Genomic DNA, 22,334 nt, shown 5'->3' with positions numbered 1-22,334 from the left:
CGAGAGGTGGTTCATGAAGAAAATTCGCGTTCTCATCGTCGACGACTCCGCCGTCGTTCGCCAAACACTTGAGGACATCCTTTCCTCGGATCCTCAGATAGAGGTCATGGGCACGGCCGTGGACCCCTACGCGGCCGCCGAGCGGTTGAAAAAGGAGGTCCCCGACGTCATCACCCTCGATATCGAGATGCCGCGCATGGACGGGCTGACTTTTTTGCGCAAGATCATGCAGCAGCGGCCCATTCCTGTGGTCATATGCTCGTCCGTGGCCGGGGAGGGCACCGCCACCGCCCTCAAGGCGTTGGAATACGGAGCCGTGGAGATCATCACCAAGCCCAAGGTCGGGACCAAAAAATTTCTTGAAGAGTCCAGAATCCGACTCATCGACAAGGTCAAGGCCGCCGCCCTGGCCGGGACCCGCCGGAGCCGGCCCGTGCCCATGCCGGTTGAAGTCAAACCCAAACTCAGCGCGGACGCGGTCCTTCCCAAAGGCAAGCCCGGCATCCTGTCGCCCACCGAGAAAATCTGTCTGGTGGGCGCTTCCACGGGCGGCACCGAGGCCCTGCGCGTGTTTCTGGAAGCCCAGCCCATCGGATGTCCTCCCATCGCCATCGTCCAGCACATGCCCGAACATTTTACCGCGGCGTTCGCCAACCGGCTCAATACGCTTTGCCGGATCACCGTCAAGGAGGCCCGGGACGGGGACGCCATGATGCGCGGCCAGGCGCTTATCGCTCCCGGCGACAGGCACATGCTCCTTAAACGCTCGGGGACACGGTACTATGTGGAGGTCCGGGACGGTCCGCTCGTGTCCAGGCACCGCCCTTCGGTGGACGTATTATTTCGGTCGGGCGCGCGATACGGCGGGCCAAACGTCGTGGCCGCAATCATGACCGGCATGGGCGACGACGGGGCCAAGGGCATGAAGGAGCTCAAGGACGCCGGGGCGTTCACCATCGCCCAGGATGAGGCGAGCTGCGTGGTTTTCGGTATGCCTCAGGAGGCCATCAAGCAGGGCGGCGTCGATAAGGTGTTGTCCCTGGACATGATCGCGCCGGAGATTGTCCGGGCCTGCGGATAGGGGACCGGGAAGGGATTGGTTCCTCGGATGCGCCCCTGTGGGAATATCTCCCGCAGGGGCCTTTTATCTAGCTGTGTCGATAGGCGATGACGTCTACGGGCTCGCGAGTAATCATGCCTTCCTTGAGCATGGTGTCGAGCTTGTCGAGCAGGGGGGCGAGCCTGTCCGGATGGTCCACGATTTCCACCACCACGGGCAGGTCTTCGGACAGGCGCAGGATTCGGCTGGTGTGGATCAGGCTGTTGGCCCCGAAGCCCATCAGTCCACGGAAGACCGTGGCTCCGGCCAGGCCGAGCTCGCGCGCCTCGCGAACGATGACGTCGGCCAGGGGTTGGCCTTCGAATTTATCGTCTTCGCCTATGTAGATTCGGATGCGTTCCGCATTTTCAAGTAATTTCATAGTGCTCCCCCCGGGGATGTGGATCAGAGCAGGCGGCCCAAGGCTATGCCGGTCAGGACCAGCGCCAGTCCGGCGACGGATTGGCCGACGACGTTGACCATGGCCATGGCCATTTGCCCGGACTTGACCAGCGTGCCGGTCTCGAACATGTAGGTGGAAAAGGTGGTGAATGCGCCCATGAATCCCGTCAGGATCAGCAGCCTGACTTCGCTGCCGGGCAGCAGACGATTTTCGAAGATGCCCCAGACCGTGCCGAAAAGCAGGCAGCCCGCAAGGTTGACGGCGAAGGTGCCCGCCGGGAATGATCCGCCCGCAAGACGTTGCACCATGCCGGACAGAAAATAGCGCGACAGGGTCCCGGCGGCTCCCCCCAGAGAAAGATAGAGAATTTTGGTCGGCATTTCGATATCCTTGAGCCGGGTTATAGCAATACAAATGGAGAAAGCCAATGACTCTTGAGTGCGAATTGAAATATCTGGAGGCCGACCTAGACGAACTGGCGGCAAAGTTGGCCGCGGCCGGGGCCGGGACATCGGGGCGGTATTTCGAGGAGAACATTGTTTTCGATCGCCCCGACCGATCCCTCAAGGCGGCGGGCGTGCTGCTTCGCCTGCGCGAGAGGCAGGGGCGCGGAGTGCTCACCGTCAAGCGTCTGCCCGAGAATCCCGAGCCGTCGGCCCTCAAGATATTCGAGGAAATTCAGACCGGGGTGGACGATCCTGCGGCCATGGGTGCGGCTCTTGGGGCCGTGGGCTTCGTCCCGGCCTTCCGTTATGAGAAAGTCCGGGAAAAGTGGTCTCACATGGAGTGCGTCGTGTGCCTGGACCGCCTGCCTTTCGGCGATTTCGTGGAGATAGAGGGGGAGGAGGTCAAGGTCTTCGCGTGCGCCGCCGACCTCGGTCTCGATTCCGCCTGCACCACCAAGGCGACTTACCACGGTCTGAATCTCGAATACAGATTGGCCAAGGGACTTGAACCAGACGATAATTTCGTCTTCGAGTCTGGCAGGCGGGCGGCCCTGCTGGAGCAAATTGAGAATCTTTCCCGTCTTCCCTCGACAGTAGGGTAAAACGAATTTATATTGTGAGCCAGGAAATACAAAGGATTGGTGGAGCCGAAACGCTATGAGTGACCCTTTTACCGGGGACCGGTTCGATTCGGAGCTTCTTGGTCAACGCCAAGTCAAGGAGCCGAAAAAGTACAAGGTCCTGCTGCATAACGATGATTACACGACCATGGATTTCGTGGTCGAGATATTGGTGCGCATCTTTCACCGGACAGAGGCGCAGGCGACGGCCATCATGCTTTCCGTGCACAACCAGGGGTACGGAATATGCGGCGTCTATACCGCCGAGGTAGCCGAAACCAAGGTGGACCTGGTGCACCGGCTGGCCAAAAGCGCGGGTTTTCCGCTCAAGTGCAGCATGGAAGGTGAATAGAATATGACGATGCTGAGCAAGGAATTGGAAAGTGCGTTGACCGCCGCCGTCAACGAAGTGAAGCGAAGGAACCACGAGTTCCTGACGCTCGAACATCTCTTGTACGCCATATCCATCGAAGAGCAGGGCGAGGAGATCCTCGAAGCCTGCGGCGCTGAGATGGACCGGCTCAGGGATCAGCTCGGACGATTTTTCGTTGAGAATATGGAAACCCTGCCCGAAGGCACCGAGTCCGAGGTCATTCAGACCTTGGGCGTGCGCCGCGTGCTTCAGCGCGCCGTGTGGCAGAAAAAGGCTTCGGGCAAGAACACCGTCGAGGTGGGCGACGTCCTGGCCGCCATGTTCGACGAGGAGGATTCCTACGCCGTCTACTTCCTGCGCACCCACGACGTGTCCCGGCTCGATATCCTGGAGTTCATCTCCCACGGCATGTCCATGCACGACGACTGGAACGATATGGGCGATGATCCGATGTCCAAGCCCGATGGGCTGGACGGCCGCCCGGGAGAGAAGAAAAGCCCGCTCAAGGAGTTCACGGTCAATCTGACCGATAGGGCCGCCCAGGGGCTCATCGATCCGCTCATCGGCCGAAGCGCGGAGTTGGAGCGGACCATTCAGGTTCTTTCCCGCCGCCGCAAGAACAATCCCATTTTCGTGGGCGATCCCGGCGTGGGCAAGACCGCCATGGCCGAGGGGCTGGCCCTGATGATCGTGGAGGGCCGGGTTCCCAAGGAATTCATCAACGCCGAGGTCTACAGCCTGGACATGGGCTCTCTTTTGGCGGGCACCAAGTATCGGGGCGACTTCGAGGCACGGCTCAAGGGCGTTCTGGGCGAACTGAAGCAGAACCGCGACGCGATCCTGTTCGTGGATGAAATTCACACCATCGTGGGCGCAGGCTCGGTCTCCGGCGGTTCCATGGACGCCTCCAACATCCTCAAGCCCCTGTTGCAGTCCGGCGAGATCCGCTGCATCGGTTCGACCACCTTCGAGGAATACAAGAATCATTTCGAGAAGGACCGCGCCCTGTCGCGCCGGTTCCAGAAGATCGAGATAAACGAACCCACCGTGGAGGAGACCGTCGCCATCCTCAAGGGATTGCAGTCCCACTACGAGGAATTCCACGGCGTCAACTATACCCATTTCGCCCTCAAGGCGGCGGCTGAGCTTTCCGAACGGCACATTACGGACCGCTACCTGCCTGACAAAGCTATCGACGTCATGGACGAAGTCGGCGCGCTGTACAAGCTCTCCGGCCGTCCCCGCAAGGGCGACCGCATCAAGGTGGCGGACGTGGAGAAGGTCGTGGCCCGCATGGCGCGTATCCCCGCCCGGCGGCTGACCATGTCCGACCGCGAACGGCTTCGGAGCCTGGAAAGCGACCTCAAGTCCGTGGTTTTCGGCCAGGATGAGGCCGTGGCGGCCCTGGCCAAGTCCATCAAGCGTTCCCGTGCGGGCATGCGTCAGATGGGACGCCCGGTGGGCAGTTTCCTGCTGACCGGCCCGACAGGCGTGGGCAAGACCGAGTTGGCCCGGCAACTGGCCCAGGTGCTCGGCATCGGCTTCCTGCGTTTCGACATGTCCGAGTACATGGAAAAGCACGCCGTGGCGCGGCTTATCGGCGCGCCTCCGGGCTACGTCGGTTTCGACCAGGGGGGGCTGTTGACCGAGGGGGTGCGCAAGAAGCCGCACTGCGTGGTTCTGTTCGACGAGATCGAAAAGGCCCATCCCGACGTCTTCAACATTTTGCTTCAGGTCATGGATTACGCCACCCTGACCGACAACAACGGGCGCAAGGCGGACTTCCGTCACGTCATCCTGCTGATGACTTCGAACGCCGGCGCGCGTGAAATGTCCAAGGGCGCCATAGGCTTCAAGCGGGACGAGGATTCGGACCGCCGTGGAGAGGCCATGAAGGCGCTGGAACAGCTCTTCAGCCCGGAGTTCCGTAATCGCCTGGACTCCATAGTGACTTTTCGGTCCCTGGAGCAGCCGGTCATGGAGCAGATCGTGGACAAATTCATCAAGGAGCTCAACGATCAGTTGCAGGACCGCCGCGTGGTGATCGCCCTGACCCCGGCGGCCCGGGCGCGGCTCGCCGAGCTCGGCCACGACTCCTCCATGGGCGCGCGTCCCATGGGCCGGGTCATCCAGACCGAAATCAAGGACGTCATCGCGGACGAACTGCTCTTCGGCTCTTTGGTCAAGGGCGGCGTCGTTACCGTGGATGTGGCCGGAAAGGGCAAGAAATCCAAAAAGCTGCCTCTGGTCGGCGAATCCGGGGAGTTTATGTTCTCCTTTGACGCCGTCGGGGTGAAGCAATAGAGCGAACACCGGGGGCGGCGGCCGCCGCCCCCTTATTCCCGCCATGACCATCTACCGCCTGTTCGACGAACCCGTCTTTCCCGACCCGGAAGAGGCCGAGCCTGACGGGCTGCTCGCCGTGGGCGGCGATCTTTCCCCTGAACGGCTGCTCACAGCCTACGCAAACGGTATTTTCCCCTGGTACTCCGAGGACTCCCCCATCCTTTGGTGGTCCACCAACCCGCGGCTGGCGCTCCTTCCGGAGGAGCTTCACGTGCCGCGCAGTCTGCGCCGGACAATCAACAAGGGGACGTTTTCCTTTACCCTGGACACCCGTTTCGAGACGGTTATCCGGCGGTGCGCCTGTTGCCCCAGGCCGGGACAGGAGGGCACCTGGATCGTGGAAGAGATGATCGACGCCTATATCCTCCTGCATCGGCTGGGCTATGCCCACAGCGTGGAAGCGTGGCAGGGGGATGAGTTGGTCGGCGGGCTGTACGGCGTGTCCTTGGGGGCGATTTTCTTCGGAGAATCCATGTTCTACAGCGTGCCGGATGCCTCGAAGGCGGCCTTCGCCGTATTCGTGGAGCAGTTGCGCAAGTGGCGGTTCACTCTCATCGATTGCCAACAGACCACCAAGCATCTCCTGCGCTTCGGCGCGCGGGAGTTGCAGCGGTTCCGCTTTCTGGCCAAGCTTCGCGAGGGCATGGACGTGCCTACCCGCGAAGGGGCGTGGCATTTCGACGGCCGGGAGTGATCTCCGGTCAGTCCTCGTCTTCCGCAAGGGGCGGGTGCTGGCTCAGGTCGAAGTATCCCTTGAGCGGGAACGCCAAGGGATAACTCGGGATTTTGCCGAATTCGATGAACCCGGCGTCCTTGCCCGGTTGGACCTCGGTGAATCCGGCCAAACCCGCCGGAACCGGAAAGGCCAGAGGATTGGACTTGATGGCCGTAAGCCTTGTGGAATATTGTTCTTTCAGGTATTTGACGATGAGATCGCGTTCATCCGCCGTAAAGGATTCGAGGATGACCCTTCGGCTGTCCGGGACGCAGCCTTCCGTGGCTGGATTGTATTCGGCCAGCCTAGAGAAGTCCGTTTCCGATTCCTCTTTGCGGTTCCATTGGGCGCGAAAAAGGTGCACTTCCACGTCGCGCCTCCCCTTGAAGCTCCTGATGACCATGGACAGGGAGTAGGCCCGCTCGCAGGGCGGGGGAGAGGCGGGGGTGTTGATGGTGATATCCATAGCTCTAACTCCGAAACGGGGTTGCAGGTTTTTTCTTGATTCTTACGTGTTTTGACGGGCCAGCTCAAGCCCGGGTGCAAAAGAATGCCGGATTTCGAACTCGTCAGCGAATATACTCTCAAGGGCGATCAGCCCCAGGCCGTTACCGAACTCATTTCGGGACTGAACGCCGGTGTGCGCGATCAGGTGCTGCTCGGAGCGACAGGCACCGGCAAGACCTTCACCATGGCCAACGTGATAGCCCAGCTCAACCGTCCGGCCCTGATCCTGGCCCCCAACAAGACCCTTGCGGCTCAGCTCTACACCGAGTTCCGGTCTTTGTTCCCGCATAATGCCGTCGAATACTTCGTCAGTTATTACGACTACTACCAGCCCGAAGCCTACATGCCGCACTCGGATGTCTACATCGAGAAGGATTCGTCCATCAACGATGACATCGACAAGATGCGCCATTCGGCCACCCATGCGCTTTTGACGCGCCGGGACGTGCTCCTGGTGGCCTCGGTGTCGTGCATCTACGGGTTGGGGTCGCCCGACTTCTACGCCAAGATGGTCGTTCCCGTGGAGGAAGGCCAGACCATGGCCATGGAGTACCTGCTGGAGCGGCTGGTGGAGATTCACTACGAGCGCAACGATTACGACTTCCACCGCAGCAGCTTCCGGGTGCGCGGCGACGTGGTCGAGATCATTCCCGCCTATAGCCGGGAAAAGGCGTTGCGCATCGAATTCTTCGGCGACGAGATCGATTCCATCTCCGAGACCGATCCGCTCACTGGCGAAGTCAAGGACCGGTTGCGCAAGACCGTCATATACCCCGGTTCCCACTTCGTGTCCGACCGCGACAACGTGGACCGCGCCATCAACGACATCCGTGACGAGTTGCAGTCCCGGCTGGCCTTTCTCAAGCGCGGCAACAAGCTGGTGGAGGCCCAGCGCCTGGAGCAGCGGACCATGTACGACCTGGAGACCATCGAGGAGCTCGGTTACTGCAACGGCATTGAGAATTACTCGCGCCATCTGGACGGCCGCGTCGAGGGCCAGCCGCCCGCGACCCTGCTCGACTATTTCCCGGATGACTTCATCCTGTTCGTGGACGAGTCCCATATAGCCCTGCCGCAGGTGGGGGGCATGTATCGGGGAGACCGTTCGCGCAAGACCACGCTCGTGGATTTCGGCTTTCGCCTGCCGTCCGCCCTCGACAACCGGCCGCTGAATTACGAAGAGTTCCGGGAGCGCATCCATCAGGCCGTCTACGTTTCGGCCACTCCGGGCCCGCTTGAGCTGGACCTGGCTCAGGGCGTGGTGGTGGAGCAGATCATCCGGCCCACCGGGCTGCTTGATCCCCAGTTGGAGGTCAGGAAGACGCAGGGACAGATTGACGATTTGCTGTCTGAGTGCAAAAAAAGGCAAGCGAGGGACGAGCGCGTCCTGGTGACGACGCTGACCAAGCGCATGGCCGAGGACCTGAACGATTATCTGAATCAGATGGGCGTCCAGTCCCGGTATCTGCATTCGGACATCGACACGCTGGAACGCATGGCCATCATCCAGGCGCTCCGCTCGGGCGAGTTCTTCGTGCTGGTGGGCATCAACCTTCTGCGCGAGGGGCTGGACATTCCCGAAGTGTCCCTGGTGGCTATTCTGGACGGTGACAAGGAGGGGTTTCTGCGTTCCACGCGCTCGCTCATCCAGACCTTCGGGCGGGCCGCCCGAAACTCGGAAGGGCGGGTCATCCTGTACGCGGACAAAGTCACCGATTCCATGGCCGAGGCCATGGCGGAGACCGAGCGCAGACGGGCCAGGCAGGACGAGTACAACCAGGAGCACGGCATCACGCCGACCACCATCCGCAAGAAGGTGGAGAACCTCTTCGGCGAACTTTCCGGCGGCGGCGACCGAAGCGGCGCCGTGGCCATGGCGGCCGAGAACGGAGTGGACTACGGGGCGGACCCGAAGAGTCTGAACAAGACCGTCAAGCGGCTTGAGCGTGAAATGCGCGAGGCCGCCAAGGAACTGGAGTTTGAACGGGCTGCGGAACTCAGGGACCGCATCGCCCGGATTCGCGAGCGCATGTTGGAATTGGGGTAAGGGATGAAAGGTAATTTTCATCGACGGATGTTGCGTCTGCGCGCCCGGCTCGGCTCCTTCTGGAGCATCCTGCTCGGCGTGGTTTATCTCTGCATGATTTTCGTGCTCGGCATCAGTTTCTACATGATCTACGAGCACTGGGACCTGGCCAGCTCCTTTTACATGGTGGTCATCACCCTCTCCACCGTGGGTTTCATGGAGGTCAACCAGCTTTCTCCGGAAGGGCGCGTTTTCACGGCCTTCCTGATTATGCTCGGCGTGGGCGGGTTCGTGTATATCGCGGGCGCGTTCGCCCAGGTGCTCATAGACGGGCGACTGCAAATATTGTGGGGTAAGCACAGAATGATGAAGATGATCAGCAAGTTGAGGAACCATTTCATCGTTTGCGGCCATGGCCGCATCGGCAGTATCGTGGTTCAGGAGATCATGGCCGACGGCCACGACGTGGTGGTTATCGAGAACGACCCTGCCCTCATCGACAAGATGGAGCAGGACGGCATCCTGTGCATCGAAGGCGACGCCACCAGCGATGCCGTGCTCATGAGCGCGGGGCTGCCCTACGCCAAGTCCCTTATTTCCGCCGTGACCAGCGAGGCCGCCAACGTCTACGTCACCCTGACGGCGCGGCAGCTCAATCCGTCCATTACCATCGTGGCCCGGGCCGGGGACAAGTCGCATATCTCCCGGTTGGAGCTTGCGGGAGCGGACCGCGTGGTCATGCCGCATTTCATCGGCGGGTTGCGCATGGCCCAGAATGTCCTGCGTCCCACCGTGACCAACTTCATCGAGCTGGCCGTTCGCGGCGGTATCGATCTGCAAATGGAGGAGCTGCCCGTATCGCCCGAGTCCGAGCTGGTCGGGAAGGACCTCATCGAATCCAAGATCAGGGCCAACTTCAATCTCATCATTATTGCCATCAAGAAGGAATCCGGGGAGATGGTCTTCAACCCTGGCCCCAAGGAGGTCATCAGGGCGAACGATACCCTGCTGGCCGTGGGGAAGAAGACCAACCTGGCTGAACTTCTCGAAATTTTGTAATACTATTCAGACAGAAGGAATACATGGTTTCCCAAAGCGTTGTCGAGCGCGTGGCATTCCTGCGCGAAAAAATCGAGCATCACAACCACTGCTACTACGTCCTGGACGCCCCCGAGATATCGGACCAGGAATTCGACGAATTGTTCCGCGAACTGGCCGCGCTGGAGGCGGAGCATCCGGAACTTGACGATCCCAATTCGCCCACCAAGCGCGTGGGCGGCGATCCCGCCGAGGGCTTCACTCCCTATGAGCACGCCCTGCACCTCTATTCTCTGGACAACGCCATGGACCTGGACGCCTGGTACGCCTTTGCCGAGCGCGTGGCCAAAGGCGTGGGCCGGTCCGATGCGGCTTATTGGGCCGATCCCAAGATGGACGGCCTGGCCCTGGAAGTCATTTACGAGGGCGGGCGGTTCGTGCGCGCCGCCACCCGCGGCGACGGCCTGGTGGGCGAGGACGTGACCGCCAATATGCGCACGGTCATGAACCTGCCCCTGACTCTGCGCGGCGACAACATCCCCGATCTTATCGAGGTGCGCGGCGAGGTCGTCATGGCCAACAAGGATTTCGCCGCCCTCAACGCGCGTCAGGCGGAGAAGGGCGAGAAAGTTTTCGCCAATCCCCGCAATGCGGCCGCCGGGACCATCCGCCAGCTCGACCCCAAGGTCGCCGCATCCCGGCCGTTGCGCTTCATGGCCTACGGCGTGGGCCGGGTTGAGCGGAGCGGAGCCGGAGGGGACTGGGCCACCCAGCAGGAGCTCATGGAAGGACTGCGCGCCCTCGGTTTCGCCATTCCCTCACAGGTCAAGCTCTGCCGGTCCGCCAAAGAGGTGGGTGAATATTTTCAGGAGTTGATGGGAATTCGGGATACGCTTCCTTTCGAGATCGACGGCATGGTCGCCAAGGTCAACGACCGCGAGATGCAGGAGGCGCTCGGCTACACTTCCCGCGCGCCGCGTTGGGCGTTGGCGCTCAAATTCCCGGCCCATCAGACCAAGACCCGGCTCAACGCCATCCGCATTCAGGTGGGGCGCACCGGCGTGCTTACCCCGGTGGCCGAGCTTGAGCCCGTCGAGCTGGCCGGAGTCGTGGTTTCCAACGCCACCCTGCACAACAAGGGGTACATTGAGGAGCGTGATTTCCGCATAGGCGATACGGTCCTCATCCAGCGGGCGGGCGACGTCATCCCCCAGGTCCTGTCCGTGGACCTGGACGCGCGGCCGGAACACGCCGAACCTTTTGTTTTCCCCATGGTCTGTCCCGTCTGCGAAAGCAAGGCCGTGGAGGACGGGGAGCGGGTGGTCTGCACCAATCCGGCCTGTCCGGCCAAGACAGTGCAGCGGCTCATACATTTCGTGTCCAAGGCGGGCATGGATATGGAGGGCGTGGGCAAGTCCTGGGTCCGCAAGCTGGCCGAGGACGGCGTCCTGAACAGCCCTGCGGACCTCTTCACCCTGAAGAAAACCGACTTGCTCAGATACGAAGGCATGGGCGACAAGTCGGCCGAGAATTTTATTGCCGCCATTGAGAAGGCCCGGGAGACGGCTCCGCTGTGGCGTCTCGTCGCCGGGCTGGGCATCCGCCATATCGGCGAGCAGGCCGCCCGAACCCTGGCCGCCCGGTTCAAGAGCCTCGACGATTTGTTCGAGGCCAATATCGAGGACCTCACCGGACTGGACGGCATCGGCGAGAAAATGGCCGAGTCCGTACTGGATTTCCGGGTTGATCCGGCCAATCGTCGGATGATCGAGCAGTTCCGCGAACTGGGCGTCCGGCCCCAAGGCGGGGAGGGGACTTCCGCCGCGCCGTCGGAAGGGCGGCCCCTGGCCGGAAAGGTGTTCATCTTCACCGGCACCCTGCCCGTGAAGCGTGATGAGGCTCAGGCCATGGTCGAGGCCCTGGGCGGGGTTTCGGTCAAGTCCATCTCCAAGAAGGTGGATTATGTGGTGGCGGGCGAAAAGGCCGGGTCCAAGGTCGCCAAGGCCGAGGCCATGGGGCTGGAAGTCATTGACTTCGACGCCTTTCAGGCATTACTCGGTGGCAAGACCGTAAAAAAGCCGAAGTCCCTTCTGGACTTCTAGCCATACAAACTTTCAACACGCAAGGAGTGACTCCATGACAGTCGATGTCGTCATCCTGGGGGCCAAGGGCCGCATGGGCAATACCCTCATCAACATGGCCCTCGCCGACGAGGAACTGAACCTGGTTGGCGCGTGCGAGCGCAAGGGCAATACGGACGGGCTGGCTTACGAGAACTGCGAAGTCTCGGACAACCTGGAAGACCTCCTGCCCAAGGTGCCGGGCGCGGTGATCGTCGATTTCACGGCTCCCGAGGCATCGGTGGAGATGTCCAAGATCGCCGCCAGGCACGGTAATCCCGCCGTAGTCGGAACCACCGGGCTGACCCCGGAGCAGCAGGCCGAGCTGGCCGAGGCCGCCCGCACGGTTCCGCTTTTCTGGGCCCCGAACATGTCCGTGGGCATCAACGTCCTGCTCAAGGTCCTTCCTCAACTCGTCCAGGCCCTGGGCGAGGATTACGACATGGAGATGGTCGAGACGCACCACAGGATGAAAAAGGATTCTCCGAGCGGCACAGCTCTGAAGCTGGCCCAATGCCTGGCCGAGGCGCGCGGTTGGGATTACGACGAGGTCAAGAAGCACTGCCGCGACGGCATCATCGGCGCTCGTCCCAAAAAGGAGATCGGCGTTCAGACCCTGCGCGGCGGCGACGTGGTCGGCGACCACACCATGTACTTCTTCGGCCCCGGCGAGCGTATTGAAATCACTCACCGTGCCCACTCGCGCGAAACCTTCGCCTCCGGAGCGCTGCGCGCTGCCAAGTGGCTGGCCCGGCAGAAGCCCGGCAAGCTCTACGCCATGGCCGATATCTTCTAGGCCGGTAGCGGCAACCGATCATTCAGGGGAGTCTCGGACGAGGCTCCCCTTTTTGTCTCTTTAACGGGGTTGCCCGGCGGGACAAGCCGCTTATGCCTCTACAGAATAGGCGACAGAAGGCGGGCGAAGCGGATGACGGTTTGGCGGACGAGGTCCTTTTTGTCGTATTCGTTGGGGCCGGTTTCGGTGCAATGGTTGAAGTCTTGGAGAAACATGGCTTCAACGCTCTTGGCGAAGACGGGGTCCCTGACAAGCATGGTGAGTTCGAAGTTGAGGCGGAAGGACCTGTTGTCGAGGTTCGCTGTGCCCACGGCCGACAGGGTGTCGTCGGCCAAAAAAACCTTCTGGTGCAGGAAGCCGTCGTCATAGCGGAAGACGCGGATGCCGGGCAGGGCCAATTCCTTCAGACAGGCGTAGGCGGCGAGATGAACCAGGATGTGGTCCGGCTTTCTGGGGAGCATGATGCGCACGTCCACGCCCCGCATGGCGGCCATCTGCAGGGACTTCATGACCGAGCTGTCGGGGACGAAGTAGGGACTGGCGATCCAGAAACGGTCCTTGGCCGAATCGATGGCCTGGATGAACATGAGGGAGCAGTTCTCCAGGGCGTCCACCGGGCCGGTGGGAAGGGCCAGTACCCGCGCCTCCCCCCGACGGAAGGGCATGGTCAGATCGATGTCCGGCACTTCGCTGGTGGCCCAGTACCAGTCCTTGCCGAAACAGACCTGGATAGGGAGCACGGCCGGACCGGAAATCCGGGCATGGGTGTCGCGCCAGCCGCCGTAGCCGTTGTCCTTGCCGCCGAGGTATTCGACACCCACGTTGTGCCCCCCGACATAGGCGGTATGGCCGTCGACCACCACGATCTTGCGGTGGTTGCGGAAGTTGAGCTGAAACCTGTTGCCCGCTCCGCGCGTGGTGTGAAAGGGGAAGGCCTTGATTCCGGCGGCCTGCATGGCTTCCCAGTAGGCGAACGGGGTCTTGTAGCTGCCCAGTTCGTCGTAGAGGAAGAGAATGCGGACTCCCTGCCGGGCCTTGCGGATGAGCAGCTCCCCAAGCCGCTTGCCCAGGGCGTCGTCGTGGACGATGTAGAACTGGAGGAGGACATAGCTTTGCGCTCCTTCAATCCCCTGGAACAGGGCCTCGAAGGTGTCAGGGCCGTTGACCAGAAGTTCAACGTCGTTGCCGTCGAGAAAGGGTGATTCGGCCAGGGTCTCGAAAACCGTGTCCGGAGAATGGGGGCGTTTGCGCTCGGCAAGAGGAGGGAGGGAAGGCACATGGTGGCGGGTGCCGATGTGCCGCTGGAATTCCGCTCGGCCGGAACGCATGGCGTCCACATAGCCGTGGAATTTGGATCGGCCGAAGATCCAGTAGAGGGGCAGGGAGATGATCGGGAACGTGATAAGGCTGATGGCCCAGGCGACGGCGCCCTGCGGAGTGCGGGTCTCGCGCACGGCTATGATGGCCGTGACGATGCCCGTTATCTCCAGAAGGGTGTAGAAAAGGCTGGCCAAGCCCAACAGAAAAGATGCTTCCATTGATTCCATGGGAATTAGGAATAGCAGAAAAGCGTTTGAAAGGGAAAGCTTCGCTTGTCTTTACGGTGGGTTTGTGTTGTGGAACGGCCTAACGGGAGGAAATGCGGTGCAGGACGGCGCGGACGAATCGAAATCACGACATCCTTTTTTGGACCGGCCCAATCGGACGCTGTTTCGCATGGCCGTTCCCGTACTCTTTTCCCTGGTGGCGGAACCCCTGACAGGGTTGGCCGATACCGCATTCGTGGCCCGGCTCCCCGGCTCAGAGCCCGTGGCCGCCCTGGGTGTAGGCACCATGGCTTTTTCAGCCATTTTCTGGGCATTCGCCTTTCTCGGCATAGCCACCCAGACGGAGGTGGCGCACAGCGTGGGCAGAGGCGATCATGACCGCGCGGTCAAAGTGATCTCCTTGGCGTGCCTGCTCGCCGTCTCCATAGGTTTGGCGCTGTTGGCCGTTTCCATCTGGTTTCTGGCACCCATCGCGGCTGTTTTCGGAGCCGAGGGGCTGGTCAACGAACTCGCCTGCGAATATATGCTTTACCGGCTTCTCGGCGCGCCCGCCGTGCTGGTTTCCCTGGCCTGTTTCGGAGGATTGCGCGGGGCGCAGGACATGCGTACGCCCCTCTATGTGGCCGTGGGCGTCAATGCGGTCAACATCCTGCTCGACTGGGCGCTCGTTTTCGGCGTCGGGTCGCTTCCGGGCATGGGCGTGGCCGGGGCGGCGATCGCCAGCACGGTCAGCCAGTGGGTCGGCGCGTTCTGGTGTCTGGCCGTTGTCCGACGCACTCTTGGCCTGACCTGGCGTATGCGCGGCGCGGGCATGGCCCGGCTCATGCGCGTGGGCGGCGATCTGTTCCTGCGCACCGGAGGGGTGCTGGTATTTCTGACGCTCTGCACCCGCACCGCCAACAGGTTCGGCGCCGATCAGGGCGCGGCCTTCCAGGCTATCCGGCAGTTCTTTATCTTTTCGGCTTTGTTCCTCGATGCTTTCGCTATTACCGGGCAGAGCCTTGTGGGCTATTTCCTGGGCGCGGATGACAAACAGGCGGCGCGCAAGGTCGCTGGGCTGGTCTGCTGGTGGAGCTTGGGCACGGGCGTGGTCCTGTGCGCGGCTATGCTCCTCGGCGCAGACCTTGTCGCGTGGCTGCTGGTGCCTCCGGCTGCCTATGCGGTGTTCGGACCGGGCTGGATAGTGGTTTCCCTGTCCCAACCCATTGGTTCGCTTTCGTTCGCCACGGACGGCATCCATTGGGGGACCGGGGATTTCGCCTACCTGCGCAACAGTATGCTCTTTGCCTCTGCGGTGGGGGCGGCGTGTGTTCTGGCCGTCGAGGCGATACGCCCCGAGCATGTGCTGGTGTATATCTGGCTGGCCTCGGCCCTGTGGACTTTCATCCGGGCCGGTCTGGGGCTGGCGCGTATATGGCCGGGCATAGGCCGCGCGCCGCTCAAGGCATAGTTGTCCTAAAAGGCCCGCCGGTTCGACCGGCGGGCCTTTTCAAAACGTCCAGTCGGCCGCTTAGTTCTCGGCCAGATAATTGAACATGAATTCGTAGGCCTGGCGCATCTCTTCTTCAAGTCCATCCATGACGGACATGGCCGTATCCAGGTTGCCCGTTTTGCAGGCATTCTCAAGTTGCAGGCAGCATTCGCGAACTCGTTCCACGCCGATGGTGGCGGCTCCGCCCTTGAGGGAGTGGGCCAGATGGCGCAACTTTTCCACATCGCCGGATTTCAGGGCGTCCTTGATGTGTTGGATTCTCTTGGGTTCCTGAGAGATGAAAACGGTAAACATCCGTTTTACGAATGGCCGACGATTCGCCATTGATTCCAAAAATTTACTATCGACAACTTCTTTTTCCACCTTAGTCACCGCCTTTACAAAACACCGATCCAGGCGATCGGCTCCTACCGTTATACTTGGCGCGGGCCTTTTCGGCAACAGGTTTGCTGGGAAATGCGGATTGTCGTCAGGAGGCGTGGTGAAAGAACTGTCCGAGTCCTGTTGTAAATATGACGCAGCCGTATGCGGCATGTTCCAGCGAGGCCAGGAAAAGAGATCCGGTCAGGCGGTAGGTCCGGGCGAATATGTACCCCGCCGGTATCGTCAAGGCCACGGCTACCCAGCCCCCGAACACGATGTGGAGAAAGGAAAAGGCGAGGACGCTGGCCCATGTGCGGGCGGTCTCGGTTTTCAAGATGGGGACGTAGCGGTGGAAGAGGAATGCGCGATAGACGATTTCCTGGGGGAGGGCGGACAGGAGCGGATAGAGAAGCATGACGGCCAGCCACAGGAGCGGGCGGGCGCGGGGAAAGCCGAAGAGCTGTTCAGGAAGGAAAATCGACACCGTCAGGGTGGATATCAGGGCCACGCCCAGGGTCCTGAAAGCGATGGTGCGCAAAGTCTGTCTGCTTTCTCGCATTAATCCGAAAATGTCCGTTTTTCGAAGGAACCCGTTCATGGTGAGATAGACAAGACAGACGCCCGCAATAGCCAGAAGCAGGGGGATTTTGGGAATGGGCAGCCAGCCGAATGCATAAAGCAGCGGGGTCAGGCCGAATAGAGCCAGAAATTCGATCCATAGGGAAAAGGCGGTCATGGTCCGATTATACGCGCGGTTAGGAGATGGGTCCATAGGGGGGCGTCGATGTCATGGAAACGTTGCGGTTCGCCCTGCTTTGGTTCTTAACAGGTGTCCCTGAATATTGTGTATGACCGATTCGAGGTGTGGATAAAATGTGGAAAGTCGGGAAAAAACCTTCAAGCGTCGGTTTAATTTTGTGGTTCCTTTGGGATAATGATTCGCATCCCTAATTTTGTTCCTGTCTTGAGAAAGGAGCTTTCTAGTTGTTTTTTAAGCGTGTTAAATGGCTTGTTGTGTCGACGTTGCTGTTGGCGGGAAGCATACGCTTCGGTTGCCCTGCGTTGGCCGGCGATTCCGTGACGTTCGCTCAGTTCTCCAGGGGGTGGCCGCCGTTCGAGATGATGCTCGAAGGGAGGCCGACCGGGGCTGCGTCGGAGATCATCCGCGTTTCCATGCCCGAAGGGGTCGAGGTCCGCGTGAAGATGATTCCGGCTTCCAGAAGCGTGCTGCGGATACCGGGGGACACTGTTTATACGAGATTGGAGTCCAAGGATTGGATCGACAATTGCGATCTCTACCTGTGGAGCGAACCTGTCTTGAATTTGAAGACTGTCCTTTTTTCCAGGAAGGACAATCCATTGGAGTATAAGGGGCCGTTCAGCTTGGTCGGCATGACCATCGGCTGCATCAAGTCCTTCAGGTATCCCGAAGTGGAGCCGCTGTTCAGGAGCGGTAAGGCCAACCGCTATGACGTGAACAGCGACGTGGTCCTGCTGCGGATGCTCAAGGCGGGGAGGGTGGATGCTGCTCTGTTCGATCAGTATACGGCCCGGTGGATAATCCGTCGGTCTGCGGAATTGAGCTGGACGGATTTTCACGACTCCATGCGTGCGCTCGGCAATACCGATCTGCGTTTGGTCTTCAACCGGTATTCAGGCTGGGAAGAGCGTCTGCCCGAGGTCGATGAACTCATTCGCCGAAATCGGATGGAAGGGGTCTACGAAAAGATCATGGACAAGTATTGAGCTTCGGTTCCCTTGGGGGGACGGAAAAAAGGGTGAGGGCTTGACGCCTTCACCCTTTTTTTCGCGATGTTGCGCGGGGCTACATAGTGTAGAGCTTGTCGCCGGGGATGATGGTGATGTTGTTTTTGCTGAGCAGTTCAATGCCCTGGTCGGTACGGTCGAAGCGGAAAATGAGGACCGCGGAGTCTCCGGACTGCTGGACAAAGGCGTACATGTATTCCACGTTGATGCCCGCTTCCTGGAGCATACCCAGGATATTGTGCAGGCCGCCAGGCTGGTCGTTGACCTCAACGGCCACTACCGAGGTGCGGCCCACGGTGAAGCCCGCCGCCTTCAGCTTGTCCTTGGCCTTCTCGAAATCCGAGACGATGAGGCGCAGAATGCCGAAATCCGAAGTGTCGGCCAGGGACAGGGCGCGGATATTCACGCCTGAATCGGACAGGATGCGGGTGACCTCGGCCAGGCGACCGGCCCGGTTTTCCAGAAATATGGAGAGTTGATCGACTTTCATGGTGTGCTCCTTGGCTTGTCGGGTTAGCCCTTGTTGCGGTTGTCGATGATTCGCTTGGCCTTGCCCAAGGAACGTTCGATGCTCTTGGGCTCGACGAGCTTGACCTTGGCGGTGACGCCGAGGAATTCTTTAATGTTCTTCATTACCTTCGATTCCACACGCTGTAAACTCTTGATCTCGTCGGAGAACAGGGCCTCATTGACTTCCACGCGGACTTCAAGGGTGTCGAGGTTGCCCTGCCGCTCCACGATAAGCTGGTAATGCGGCGTAAGCCCCTCGGTGTCGATGAGGATGGATTCGATTTGGGACGGGAACACGTTGACGCCGCGGATGATGAGCATGTCGTCGGAACGGCCGGTCACGCGCTTCATGCGGGCGGTGGTGCGGCCGCATTTGCACGGGGTGGTGTTCAGGACGGTCAGGTCGCGGGTGCGGTAGCGGATGAGCGGGATGCCTTCCTTGGTCAAGGTGGTGAAGACGAGCTCGCCTTCCTCGCCCGGTGCGACGGGTTCGCCGGTCACGGGGTTGATGGTCTCGGCCAGGAAGTGGTCCTCCTGGATGTGCAGGCCGTCCTGGGCGGCCGCGCACTCGATGGCCACGCCCGGGCCCATGACCTCGGACAGTCCGTAGATGTCGATGGCCGTGATGCCGAGTTTCTTTTCGATTTCCGTGCGCATTTCGTTGGTCCAGGGCTCGGCTCCGAAAATGCCGATGCGCAGGGGCAGATCGCGGATGTCGATGCCCATTTCAAGGCCGGTCTCGGCCAGGAACAGGGCGTAGGAGGGGGTACAACAGATGACATCCGGGGCGAAGTCCTTGAGCAGGGTTACCTGCCTGCGGGTGGAGCCGCCGGACATGGGAACCACTGTGGCGCCCAGCGCTTCGGCACCGTAGTGCGCGCCCAGGCCGCCGGTGAAAAGTCCGTAGCCGTATGCGTTGTGGACGGTGTCCGACGCGGAGGCTCCCGCGGCCATCAGGCACCGGGCCACGAGCTGGCCCCAGTTCTCGATGTCCCGCTTGGTGTAGCCTACCACGGTGGCCGTGCCGGTGGTGCCGGAGGAGGAATGGATGCGGACGATCTGGTCCTTGGGCACGGCGAACATCCCGAAGGGATACTGGTCGCGGAGGTCCTGTTTGACGGTGAACGGCAGCAGCCTGACGTCCTTCAGGGTTTTGATGTCCTGAGGCTTGACCCCTTTCTCATCGAATTTTTTCTTGTAGAACGGAACGTTGGCGTACACCCGTTCACATAAAGCCTGGAGCCTTCGTAATTGGAGGGCTTCCAGGTCCTCCCTGGGCAGCGTCTCATTCTTAACGTCGTAGATCATCCCTTCATCCTCCTTGGGCGGCCTTAAATCGGCCCTGGTGTCCACATTAAAAAAACCACGGTCTGATACAGCCCGTGGTTCGCATTAGCGCCTTCCTTGCGTCGCTTCAAAAGCCACGAGCCTCCTATAAGGAGTTCGTAAACTGAAAAAAGCGAGCAAATAGGAAATTCCGCATAGGTCGAACAGTGCCCCATGATCGGATTACCGTCAAGAATTTTGTGGTTTCCGGCGGCTCGCGCGGCGTGCGGCGGGCGTGATTGTTGCGGACCGTCCCAAAGTGCATTACACAATCCGAGGTTAACAACCAACATTGGAGTCGTCATGACATTCAGGGAATTGGTGGAGCGCAACCGGACCCGGCGGAAGTTCGACGAGAGCAGGCCGATACGCGCGGACGAACTGGTCGAACTGGTCGATCTCGCCCGGTTCATGCCTTCGGGCCGGAACATGCAGCCTCTCAAGTACATCGTCACCGCCGACCCGGAGCAATGCGCCAAGGTGTTTCCGCTTCTGGGCTGGGCCGGTTATCTTACGGATTGGAAAGGCCCGGCCGAGGGTGAGCGGCCCACTGGGTACATCGTCATGCTCCTGGACAGGGAGTTGGCCGATTCTCCCGGCTGCGACCACGGCATAGCCTGCCAGACCCTCATGCTCGGGGCCGTGGACAAGGGATACGGCGGCTGCATCATCGCCACCGTAAACCGACCCAAGCTGGCCGCCATATTCGATCTCCCTGATCGTTACGAGATTCTGATGGTTCTGGCTCTGGGCGTTCCGGCCCAGGATGTGGTTGTGGAACCGCTTCCCTCCGGCGGCAGTATAAAGTATTGGACCGGCGAGGACGGGAAGCATCATGTGCCCAAACGCGGGCTCGACGAGCTGCTGGTGGGGCGTTTTCCCGAAGACTGATGCCGTCAAACGGCAAACATCAAGGACATACATTGATTAATAAAGAGAAAAAATTCGCAGAGATGGCAAGCGTGGACAAGGCCCGTAGCGTGGCCGGTTGGCTTGACGACAAGCAGGGCGAGCGGATCACCCTTATCGACGTGACCGGCTTGAGCTCGGTCACGGACATGATTCTGGTGGTTTCGGCCAGGGGCGTGAAGCACGCGCAGGCGTTGGCCTCCCATGTCCTGGACAAGGCCGCCGAGGAAAACATGGAATTCCTGAGCATGGAAGGCCACAAGACCGGCGAGTGGGTCCTGATCGACCTCAACGATGTGCTGGTTCACGTCTTCCTGGACGACCTGCGGGAATTCTACAACATCGAAGGCATGTGGACCGAGGCTCCCAGAGTGGGGCTGGAGGCGTGACGGACAAGGACATGGCCGAACCAAAGAAGACGCTTCTGCTGATACTGGACGGCTGGGGCATCGCCCCGGAAGGCGCGGGCAACTGCGTGCGCAATGCCGCCACCCCGAATATCGATCGGCTCCTGGCCGACTATCCCTCCACCCGTCTGATCTGCTCCGGCCGGTCCGTGGGGCTGCCCGACGGTTTCATGGGCAACTCCGAGGTGGGGCACATGAACATCGGCGGCGGTCGGGTCATCTACCAGGACATGACCCGCATCGATATGTCCATTGAGGACGGCTCCTTTGCGAAGAATCCGGTCCTCAAGGGGATGATGGACAAGACCAAGGCCGGTTCCGGACGGCTCCATCTCATGGGTCTTCTCTCGGACGGCGGGGTGCATTCCCATCTGCGCCACCTGTTCGCCCTGCTGGAAATGGCCAAGGCGGAGAGCGTTCCCGAGGTCTATGTCCATTTGTTCATGGACGGCCGCGACACGGCGCAGAAGGGCGGTCTCGCCTACATGCGCACCCTCCTGGCCAAGCTGGACGAACTCGGCGTGGGCAGGATCGCGACTTTGTCCGGTCGGTTCTGGGCCATGGATCGCGACAAGCGGTTCGAGCGTGTGGAAGTGGCCTACAGGGCTTTGGTGGACGGTCGGGGCGTCGAGGTCGACGATCCTGTCGCGGCCATCGAGGCTTCCTATGCGGCGGGCGAATTCGACGAGTTCGTCAAGCCGAGCGTGGTGACGGGCGTGAATGGCCGCATCGGCGACGGCGACGGCCTGTTTTTCTTCAATTTTCGCGCGGACCGCGCCAGGGAAATCAGCCGGGCCATCTTTGACAAGGATTTCAGCGAATTCGATCGCCCCAACATGCCCGATCTGGCCGCCTTTGCGACCATGACCCAGTACGAATCCGGTTTCCCCATGGAAACGGCTTTTCCGCCGGAGAATTATGAGGGCACCCTGGGCGAGTTCGCCTCGGGCCGGGGCATGAAGCAGTTGCGCATTGCCGAGACCGAGAAGTACGCCCATGTGACCTATTTTCTCAATTGCGGGCGCGAGGAGCCATTCCCCGGCGAGGACCGGATCATGATCCCGTCTCCGCGCGAGGTGGCGACCTACGACCTCAAGCCGCAGATGAGCGCGGACGAAGTCGCGGATACCCTGATCGGCAAGTGGGGTGAATACGATTTGTGCGTCTGCAACCTGGCCAATCTGGACATGGTCGGACACACGGGCGTCATGGAGGCCGCTGAAAAGGCGTGCGTTGCCGTGGACGGCTGTGTGGGCCGCATCGTGGATACGGTGCTCGAAAGCGGCGGCCGGGTGCTCATGACCGCCGACCACGGCAACGCCGAGCAGATGCTGGACGCCGAAGGCGCTCCGCACACGGCCCATTCCACCAATCCGGTGCCTCTTGTCTTTATGGAAAAGGGGCGTGAGGACGCGGTGCTCGAAGAGGGAATCCTCGGCGATATCGCCCCCACCGTCATCGGTCTGTGGGGATTGGAGCCGCCCGCCGGGATGACCGGCAAGAACCTGGTACAAAAGGGATAAG

General features: G+C 60.8%; 22 protein-coding genes. 14 read left to right on the top strand and 8 right to left on the bottom strand.

Features of this window, described 5'->3' with window-relative positions:
• Nucleotides 1-13: 13 nt before the first annotated feature.
• Nucleotides 14-1,081: a protein-glutamate methylesterase/protein-glutamine glutaminase gene (locus PSN43_RS06820; protein ID WP_272699972.1), complete on the top strand. Its 1,068-nt coding sequence runs from the start codon at nt 14-16 to the stop codon at nt 1,079-1,081.
• A gap of 67 nt (nt 1,082-1,148) precedes the next feature.
• On the opposite strand, the gene PSN43_RS06815 is transcribed toward PSN43_RS06820, so the two are convergent.
• A complete protein-coding gene (locus tag PSN43_RS06815; protein WP_272699971.1) occupies nt 1,149-1,481 on the bottom strand; it encodes a DUF190 domain-containing protein in 333 nt (110 codons plus the stop codon).
• A gap of 23 nt (nt 1,482-1,504) precedes the next feature.
• Nucleotides 1,505-1,882, bottom strand: coding sequence for a fluoride efflux transporter CrcB (gene crcB / locus PSN43_RS06810; RefSeq protein ID WP_272699970.1), 378 nt, complete (start codon nt 1,880-1,882; stop codon nt 1,505-1,507).
• Between the two features lie 47 nt (nt 1,883-1,929).
• Between crcB and PSN43_RS06805 the strand changes: the two genes are divergently transcribed.
• Genes PSN43_RS06805 through aat form a run of 4 tightly spaced genes read left to right on the top strand, consistent with a single transcriptional unit; the run spans nt 1,930 to nt 5,981 of the window.
• Nucleotides 1,930-2,550, top strand: a complete 621-nt coding sequence (locus PSN43_RS06805) for a class IV adenylate cyclase (protein WP_272699969.1) — start codon at nt 1,930-1,932, stop codon at nt 2,548-2,550.
• Between the two features lie 55 nt (nt 2,551-2,605).
• The gene (clpS, locus tag PSN43_RS06800) at nt 2,606-2,920 is read left to right on the top strand and encodes an ATP-dependent Clp protease adapter ClpS (RefSeq protein ID WP_272699968.1); all 315 of its coding nucleotides are present in this window, start codon (nt 2,606-2,608) and stop codon (nt 2,918-2,920) included.
• Nucleotides 2,921-2,923: 3 nt separating this feature from the next.
• The gene (gene clpA / locus PSN43_RS06795) at nt 2,924-5,245 is read left to right on the top strand and encodes an ATP-dependent Clp protease ATP-binding subunit ClpA (RefSeq protein ID WP_272699967.1); all 2,322 of its coding nucleotides are present in this window, start codon (nt 2,924-2,926) and stop codon (nt 5,243-5,245) included.
• 43 nt (nt 5,246-5,288) lie between these two features.
• Nucleotides 5,289-5,981 carry a leucyl/phenylalanyl-tRNA--protein transferase gene (aat, locus tag PSN43_RS06790; RefSeq protein ID WP_272699966.1) on the top strand — a complete coding sequence of 231 codons (693 nt, stop codon included), beginning with the start codon at nt 5,289-5,291 and terminating at the stop codon, nt 5,979-5,981.
• A 7-nt stretch (nt 5,982-5,988) separates the two neighbouring features.
• Here the strand turns inward: aat and PSN43_RS06785 are convergent, their stop codons facing one another.
• Nucleotides 5,989-6,468 carry a hypothetical protein gene (locus PSN43_RS06785; RefSeq protein ID WP_272699965.1) on the bottom strand — a complete coding sequence of 160 codons (480 nt, stop codon included), beginning with the start codon at nt 6,466-6,468 and terminating at the stop codon, nt 5,989-5,991.
• Nucleotides 6,469-6,552: 84 nt separating this feature from the next.
• Here PSN43_RS06785 and uvrB point away from each other — a divergent pair, with 84 nt between their 5' ends.
• The 4 genes from uvrB to dapB are packed head-to-tail and all read left to right on the top strand — an operon-like array spanning nt 6,553 to nt 12,489.
• Entirely contained in the window at nt 6,553-8,556 is a 2,004-nt protein-coding gene (gene uvrB, locus PSN43_RS06780) for an excinuclease ABC subunit UvrB (RefSeq protein WP_272699964.1), read from the top strand.
• Between the two features lie 27 nt (nt 8,557-8,583).
• Nucleotides 8,584-9,594, top strand: a complete 1,011-nt coding sequence (locus PSN43_RS06775; protein WP_272699963.1) for a potassium channel family protein — start codon at nt 8,584-8,586, stop codon at nt 9,592-9,594.
• A gap of 23 nt (nt 9,595-9,617) precedes the next feature.
• Nucleotides 9,618-11,675 carry an NAD-dependent DNA ligase LigA gene (gene ligA, locus PSN43_RS06770; protein ID WP_272699962.1) on the top strand — a complete coding sequence of 686 codons (2,058 nt, stop codon included), beginning with the start codon at nt 9,618-9,620 and terminating at the stop codon, nt 11,673-11,675.
• Nucleotides 11,676-11,709: 34 nt separating this feature from the next.
• Entirely contained in the window at nt 11,710-12,489 is a 780-nt protein-coding gene (gene dapB, locus PSN43_RS06765; RefSeq protein ID WP_272699961.1) for a 4-hydroxy-tetrahydrodipicolinate reductase, read from the top strand.
• A 98-nt stretch (nt 12,490-12,587) separates the two neighbouring features.
• Here dapB and cls read toward each other — a convergent pair whose 3' ends face one another.
• Nucleotides 12,588-14,027: a cardiolipin synthase gene (cls, locus tag PSN43_RS06760; RefSeq protein ID WP_336314024.1), complete on the bottom strand. Its 1,440-nt coding sequence runs from the start codon at nt 14,025-14,027 to the stop codon at nt 12,588-12,590.
• Between the two features lie 178 nt (nt 14,028-14,205).
• Here cls and PSN43_RS06755 point away from each other — a divergent pair, with 178 nt between their 5' ends.
• Complete coding sequence (locus PSN43_RS06755) at nt 14,206-15,486, top strand: MATE family efflux transporter (RefSeq protein WP_272699959.1); 1,281 nt, start codon at nt 14,206-14,208, stop codon at nt 15,484-15,486.
• 60 nt (nt 15,487-15,546) lie between these two features.
• On the opposite strand, the gene PSN43_RS06750 is transcribed toward PSN43_RS06755, so the two are convergent.
• Both PSN43_RS06750 and PSN43_RS06745 read right to left on the bottom strand, forming a co-directional pair.
• Nucleotides 15,547-15,822, bottom strand: a complete 276-nt coding sequence (locus tag PSN43_RS06750; protein ID WP_272699958.1) for an Hpt domain-containing protein — start codon at nt 15,820-15,822, stop codon at nt 15,547-15,549.
• A gap of 175 nt (nt 15,823-15,997) precedes the next feature.
• Complete coding sequence (locus tag PSN43_RS06745) at nt 15,998-16,627, bottom strand: CPBP family intramembrane glutamic endopeptidase (protein WP_272699957.1); 630 nt, start codon at nt 16,625-16,627, stop codon at nt 15,998-16,000.
• 341 nt (nt 16,628-16,968) lie between these two features.
• Between PSN43_RS06745 and PSN43_RS06740 the strand changes: the two genes are divergently transcribed.
• Nucleotides 16,969-17,637: a substrate-binding periplasmic protein gene (locus tag PSN43_RS06740; protein ID WP_272699956.1), complete on the top strand. Its 669-nt coding sequence runs from the start codon at nt 16,969-16,971 to the stop codon at nt 17,635-17,637.
• A 79-nt stretch (nt 17,638-17,716) separates the two neighbouring features.
• Here PSN43_RS06740 and PSN43_RS06735 read toward each other — a convergent pair whose 3' ends face one another.
• Together PSN43_RS06735 and PSN43_RS06730 are read right to left on the bottom strand one after the other, a co-directional pair.
• Nucleotides 17,717-18,148 (bottom strand): ACT domain-containing protein, encoded by a 432-nt coding sequence (locus PSN43_RS06735; protein WP_272699955.1) that lies wholly within the window; start codon nt 18,146-18,148, stop codon nt 17,717-17,719.
• 23 nt (nt 18,149-18,171) lie between these two features.
• Entirely contained in the window at nt 18,172-19,476 is a 1,305-nt protein-coding gene (locus PSN43_RS06730) for a phenylacetate--CoA ligase family protein (protein ID WP_272699954.1), read from the bottom strand.
• A 321-nt stretch (nt 19,477-19,797) separates the two neighbouring features.
• Here PSN43_RS06730 and PSN43_RS06725 point away from each other — a divergent pair, with 321 nt between their 5' ends.
• From PSN43_RS06725 to gpmI, 3 genes are all read left to right on the top strand, one after another.
• Nucleotides 19,798-20,385, top strand: a complete 588-nt coding sequence (locus tag PSN43_RS06725; RefSeq protein WP_272699953.1) for a nitroreductase family protein — start codon at nt 19,798-19,800, stop codon at nt 20,383-20,385.
• Between the two features lie 62 nt (nt 20,386-20,447).
• Nucleotides 20,448-20,792 (top strand): ribosome silencing factor, encoded by a 345-nt coding sequence (rsfS, locus tag PSN43_RS06720; RefSeq protein WP_272700010.1) that lies wholly within the window; start codon nt 20,448-20,450, stop codon nt 20,790-20,792.
• 11 nt (nt 20,793-20,803) lie between these two features.
• Nucleotides 20,804-22,333 (top strand): 2,3-bisphosphoglycerate-independent phosphoglycerate mutase, encoded by a 1,530-nt coding sequence (gene gpmI, locus PSN43_RS06715; protein WP_272699952.1) that lies wholly within the window; start codon nt 20,804-20,806, stop codon nt 22,331-22,333.
• The last annotated feature ends 1 nt before the right edge of the window (nt 22,334 follow it).

Source organism: Desulfovibrio sp. Fe33 (assembly GCF_028532725.1).
In the GTDB taxonomy this organism is placed as follows: Bacteria; Desulfobacterota; Desulfovibrionia; order Desulfovibrionales; family Desulfovibrionaceae; genus Pseudodesulfovibrio.
This window is presented reverse-complemented; position numbering and strand designations above follow the sequence as displayed.